Annotated in this window: 5 protein-coding genes and 1 pseudogene; 3 read left to right on the top strand and 3 right to left on the bottom strand. The window is 62.5% G+C overall.

All coding sequences use genetic code 11. The annotated features are described in order from the left end of the window. The first annotated feature begins 93 nt into the window (after positions 1 to 93). Complete coding sequence (tnpC, locus tag P1J78_RS23830; protein ID WP_275569870.1) at positions 94 to 1590, top strand: IS66 family transposase; 1497 nt, start codon at positions 94 to 96, stop codon at positions 1588 to 1590. 71 nt (positions 1591 to 1661) lie between these two features. On the opposite strand, the pseudogene P1J78_RS23825 reads toward tnpC, so the two are convergent. From P1J78_RS23825 to P1J78_RS23815, 3 genes and pseudogenes are all read right to left on the bottom strand, one after another. Beyond that, positions 1662 to 2051, bottom strand: a pseudogene (locus P1J78_RS23825) (helix-turn-helix domain-containing protein); the annotation flags it as partial. Between the two features lie 290 nt (positions 2052 to 2341). Continuing rightward, positions 2342 to 2947, bottom strand: coding sequence for an IS110 family RNA-guided transposase (locus tag P1J78_RS23820; RefSeq protein WP_309568150.1), 606 nt, complete (start codon positions 2945 to 2947; stop codon positions 2342 to 2344). 12 nt (positions 2948 to 2959) lie between these two features. Beyond that, on the bottom strand, positions 2960 to 3352 hold the full coding sequence (locus tag P1J78_RS23815) for an IS110 family transposase (RefSeq protein WP_275569868.1): 393 nt from the start codon (positions 3350 to 3352) through the stop codon (positions 2960 to 2962). 261 nt (positions 3353 to 3613) lie between these two features. On the opposite strand from P1J78_RS23815, the gene gmd reads away from it, so the two are divergent. Then, positions 3614 to 4738: a GDP-mannose 4,6-dehydratase gene (gmd, locus tag P1J78_RS23810; protein ID WP_275569867.1), complete on the top strand. Its 1125-nt coding sequence runs from the start codon at positions 3614 to 3616 to the stop codon at positions 4736 to 4738. Between the two features lie 16 nt (positions 4739 to 4754). Beyond that, positions 4755 to 5627 (top strand): FkbM family methyltransferase, encoded by an 873-nt coding sequence (locus P1J78_RS23805; RefSeq protein ID WP_275569866.1) that lies wholly within the window; start codon positions 4755 to 4757, stop codon positions 5625 to 5627. Positions 5628 to 5787: the final 160 nt, after the last annotated feature.

Here is a 5787-nt window from a genome sequence, read left to right as displayed (position 1 = left end):
CCGTTTTCTACGGCCGCAGCCCATCATGTGCACAGGAAAAGGCCGCGGCGTGACGCTCATGAGCGTTGCCAGCTATAGTTCACGGATGACCAGATCGCCTCCCTGGCGGAGCAGAACAGCGACCTCGCGACCCGCAATGCCCGGCTCGAGCATCTGGTCCAGGAGTTCCAGCAGGCTCTCTACGGGCGCAGGTCCGAGAAGCTGGAGCCGGACGCGCGACAGCTGGCCTTCGAGGAACTCGAAGCGGCCTTGGCCGAGGCAGAAGAGGCCCAAGGGTCCTCTGCCTCCGGGACCCCGCCCACGCCACTCCGGCGGCCCAGGCGCAACATCGGGCATCTACCCCGGGAGCTGCCGCGCATCGAGCGCCGCCTCGAACCGGAGAGCACCCTGTGTTCCTGCGGCTGCGGCATGCAGCAGATCGGCGAGGACCGCTCCGAGCGTCTCGACATCATACCTGCCCAGGTCCGCGTCATTGCCACCCTGCGGCCGCGCTACGCTTGTCCCGCCTGTGACGATGACGGCGTGCGGCAGGCGAAGGCGCCAGCCCACCTCATCGAGGGCGGCCTTCCCACCGAGGGCGCCCTCGCGCAGGTGCTGGTCAGCAAATACGCCGACCATGTCCCCCTCTATCGCCAGTGCCAGGCTCTCCGCCGCTCCGGGCTGACGCTCGACCGCTCCACCCTGGCGGGCTGGGTCGGGACCGCCGCCTTCCACCTCGCGCCCGTCGTGGAGCGACTGGCCGACCATCTGAAGGCCTCCGGCAAGCTCTTCATGGATGAGACCCGGGCGCCGGTGCTCGATCCAGGGCGGGGCCGGACCAAGAGCGGCTATCTCTGGGCCTTGGCCCGGGACGACCGACCATGGGGCGGTGCCGACCCGCCGGGGGTCGTCTACTTCTACGCTGCCGGACGCGGCGGCCAGCACGCCGAGAGCTTTCTCGAGGGCTTCTCGGGCCTCCTCCAGGTGGATGCCTATGCGGGCTATAATCGCCTCAGCCGCTCAGACCGGCCGGGTTGCTCCGTGAGGCTGGCCAACTGCTGGGCCCATGCCCGCCGGAAGCTGCATGAGGTCCATGAGCGTGACGGCTCGCCGATCGCGGCCGAGGGGCTTGGCAGGATCGCCGACCTCTACCGTATCGAGGCGGAGATCCGGGGACACTCGGCCGAGGCGCGCCTCGCAGCCCGCAGGGAGCGATCGGCGCCCCTGGTCGAGGACTTCGGCAACTGGCTGAAGGAGGTGCGCTCGCGCGTCTCCGGCAAGTCCCGCCTCGGCGAGAAGCTGGCCTACATCGCACGGCACTGGGAGGGCCTCTGCGTCTTCCTGACCGACGGACGCGTCGAGATCGATTCCAACGTGGTCGAGAACACGATCCGGCCACTGGCCCTCGGAAGGAAGAATGCCCTCTTTGCCGGACACGACGAGGGCGGGCGCGGCTGGGGCCGGATCGCATCCCTGATCGAGACCGCGAAGATGAATGGCATCGAACCCTTCGCCTATCTCAAGGCGACGCTCGAAGCGATCGCCGCTGGCCATCCGCAGGGCCGGATAGACGACCTCCTGCCCTGGGCCTTCGTGAAGACATCAACCTGAGCTGACCACGATCTCCTCGCACCGCTTACTGTGGTCAGGGAACGGGATGAGCCACCGATGGACCCCAGCAAGCGCTCGGTGTCCGAGAGCACCACTGCATGCGCGGGCGGATCTACATAGAGGCCCACCACGTCGCTCAGTTTGTCCACGAACTTCGGATCGTTCGAGAGCTTGAAGACGCGCCAGCCATGCGGGTGCGATTTCCACATGCTGCGCACCGTCGACGGCGCGATAGCGATGTGCTTGGCCATCGCCCGGAGCGTCCAGTGTGTCGCCGCCTGCGGCGGCGGCTCGTGGGTCAGCCGCACGATCTCGGCCACCTTATCGGCCGGTGTCGGCGGAATACCGGACGGCCGTGTCTTGTCGCGCAGAAGGCCATCGGCGCTTTCCTCCATGAACCGCTCCTGCCAGCGCCAAACACAGGTCTTCATCCGCGACGATCGCTTCCTATCGCTGACGGTCGCTGGACGAGACACTGAAACTGACACCGGTGCGCATCTATGGACGCCTCCCGGATTGCAAGTGCGTTTTGCGAGCCGACCACCGGCAAGGCTTGCAGCCATCTATCCGGCCTCTTGTTGTGCAGCGCGTGTCAGGCTGCGGGCCATTATGAGATCCGTTGAACCCTTGTCCCATCATATCGTCGAGTTCTGGGCTCGATGCGCAAACCGGGCTTCTTGGATTCTGGTCTCGCCAGTCATGTCATCTCGATTAACGTCCTCGCAATTCGCTCGGGTAACCCTGGTGGTGATCAGGCCGCCTTGTATTCTGTGCCGTTGGTGATCATGGCCCACATGACACGCGCCATCTTGTTGGCTACCGCAACCGTCACGACGTTGAAGTGACGCCGCTCCAGCATCCTGTTGATCCAATCCCAGATGCCGCCGCGTCGGCCGCGAGCGATCCGCACGACTGCCCGAGCACCATTGATAAGCTGGCGCCTCAGGTAGGTGTTGCCGCGTTTGGTGATACCGAACGTGCGCTCTTTGCCGCCGCTTGAGTGCTGGCGAGGTGTGATCCCCAACCATGCCGCAAAAGCGCTACCGCTCTCGAACGAACCGTTTGCCATCAGAAAAGCCGGCATCGCCGTCGCAATCACAGGGCCGACGCCGGGTATCTCGCACAAACGTCGCGATACATCCTCTTCGGCACAGAGCTTTTTGAGCTTCTTGTCCAACTCGGCGATCGACTGGTCATAGCCGCGGATCTCAGTGGTGATCATCTTCAGCAGGTCGGTAACTTCGATTGGAAGCCCGGCTTCCGCCTCTTCCACCGCCGCAAGCAGACGGTTCAATCCGGCGCGCTGACTCGCGGAAATCAGCCCGAACTCGGCGAGATGCCCCCGCAACGCATTGATCGCTCCGGTCCGTCACCGAATGAAGTGATCGCGCACGCGGTGAAGCATCAGAGTGGCCTGCCGCGCTTCGCTCTTGACCGGGATGAAGCGCATACCCGGGCGTTGGACGGCTTCGCAGCAGGCCTCGGCATCCGATGCGTCGTGCTTGTTTCCCTTGACGTAAGGTCGGACATATTGCGGCGGCATTAGTCGGACATCGTGACCCAACTCGATCAGACAGCGCGCCCAGTGATGCGCGCCGGACCCAGCCTCCAGCCCCACAAGACACGATGGATGCCGCGACATCTCTGCCAGGAATGTTGCCCGTGTAAGGCGCTTCTTCAGCACAGTAATCCCGCTTTCGTCGATCCCATGTACCTGGAACACCTTCTTGGCGATGTCGACGCCGATCACTTTGATGGTCATGCCATTCTCCCTTCTCTGCCAGACCTCAAGCCTGGCGCTTCGCCAAGGGAGGCGTCCATCCCATCATGTCTGTAGACCCGCACGCAAGCCCGACGCTGGGAATCCCAAAACGGACTCTTCCATCCCGCTCAGACCGCTAGCCCGGCCGCCTTTCTGCCTCGAAGGGCCAAGGACGGCCTTGAAAGTCGCGTTCAATACGCGCACTACCTAAAATCCACCTTTCCATTGCGCGAAGGGACTTGCCACGAAGGGGTAGACCGCATGACCAAGACGGCGCTCATTACCGGAATCACGGGGCAGGACGGCTCCTATCTCGCGGAGTTTCTGCTTCAAAAGGGGTATGAGGTGCACGGGATCAAGCGGCGTGCCTCGCTTTTCAATACGCAGCGCATCGACCACATCTACCAGGACCCGCACGAGCCGCACCCCAAACTCAAGCTACACTACGGCGATCTAGGGGATACGCTGAACCTGACGCGCATCCTCTCAGAGGCGCGGCCCGACGAGGTCTACAACCTCGGGGCGCAGAGCCACGTCGCGGTCAGTTTCGAGACACCGGAGTATACCGCGGACGTGGACGCGATCGGCACCCTGCGCCTTCTAGAGGCGATCCGTTTTCTCGGCCTGGAGACGACGACGCGGTTCTACCAGGCATCCACGTCCGAACTCTACGGCCTAGTGCAGGAGACGCCACAGGCCGAGACGACGCCGTTCCACCCGCGTTCGCCCTACGCGGTGGCCAAGCTCTATGCCTACTGGATCTGCGTAAACTACCGCGAAGCATACGGGATGTACGCCTGCAACGGAATCCTATTCAATCACGAGAGCCCGCGCCGCGGCGAGACCTTCGTTACTCGCAAGATCACCCGCGGACTGGCCAACATCGCCCAGGGATTGGAGCCCTGCCTTTACATGGGCAACATTGACGCTCTGCGCGACTGGGGCCATGCGCGGGACTACGTGCGCATGCAGTGGCTTATGCTGCAGCAGAAGGCGCCGGAGGATTTCGTCATTGCCACCGGCCAGCAGCATTCGGTACGCGAGTTCATCACCTGGGCGGCGGCGGACCTGGGGATCACGCTGGCGTTTTCCGGCACCGGTGTGAAGGAGATCGCCACCGTGACGGCGGTGGAGGGCGACGCTGCCCCAGCGGTTAGGCCCGGCGACGTCGTCATGCGCATCGATCCCACCTATTTTCGCCCCGCCGAGGTCGAGACGCTCCTAGGCGATCCCAGCCGCGCCAAGGCCCGGCTGGACTGGCAGCCGGAGATCTCGGCCCGCGAGATGTGCGCAGAGATGGTGGCAGAGGATCTGCGCGGCGCGCGACGGCAAGCGCTGCTCAAGGAGCACGGGTACGACCTGCCCATTACGTTGGAGAGATACTAAGAACAGGTAAACCGACATGCTAAAGATACTGAAACTCCTTCTGCAGCACCCACTGAACGCGAAAGGTCGGACGGCCGCGCTGACGCGCTTCCTACGCTGGCAGATCGGGGTCCGGCTCCTGCCTGTGCCCCATCTCATGCCTTTCGTTGGCGACACCTGTTTGGTGATGGAACGCGGCATGACTGGCGCCACCGGCAATTGGTATTGCGGTCTTCATGAAGCCTCCGACATGGCCTTCGTCCTACACGTTCTGCGCGACGGCGACTTGTTCGTCGATATTGGCGCCAATGTTGGCAGCTACACAGTGCTGGCCTCGGGTGCGGTCGGCGCGCGCAGCATCGCTTTTGAGCCCGTACCGGAGACATATGCAATGCTTACACGAAATCTTTCAGCCAACCGGATTACTGATCTTGTCGTTGCACATAATCTGGGTCTGGGAGCTCGCAATGAAAAACTGCGCTTCACGGCCGGTCACGACACGACCAACCATGTGGTTATAGGTACCACGGATACTCCCACCCTGGAGGTGACAGTTAGACGGCTAGATGAAATGCTGGATAGCGAGGTGCCGCGAGTGATTAAGCTTGACGTAGAAGGCTGGGAGGGCGAGGTGTTGAAGGGCATGTCTGCGACGCTAGCCAATCCGGCATTGGCTGCGGTCGTCTGCGAAACTAACGAAAGTGCGGGACGTTATACGGATGTCGATGGTGAATACGTAGAGCAGGTTATGAGAATGCATGGTTTTGCTGCCCACTCCTACAATCCGGAAAATCGGGAACTAGTCCGCGGAGGCACAGGGGAAAACACGATTTTTGTGCGCGATTACGATTTCTTGTGCCACCGTATCGCCACAGCACCCCGGTTTCGGCTGGTTAACGGTACAATCTAAGCGCACGCCAGATGAGCGGGGCATCACGTTGGATAAAAAGAATGGCACGGTGATCCGAGCCACCGCTAGTACTTCAGTTTCATTTCATGTGCGATTGTGCCTCTGTGTCATTGTTGGGGCTGACAGGGAGCGACGGGCGTGTCGGTTGCGGATTGGGCGG

Source organism: Psychromarinibacter sediminicola, assembly GCF_029168335.1.
GTDB classification, from domain to species: domain Bacteria; phylum Pseudomonadota; class Alphaproteobacteria; order Rhodobacterales; family Rhodobacteraceae; genus Psychromarinibacter; species Psychromarinibacter sediminicola.
This window is presented reverse-complemented; position numbering and strand designations above follow the sequence as displayed.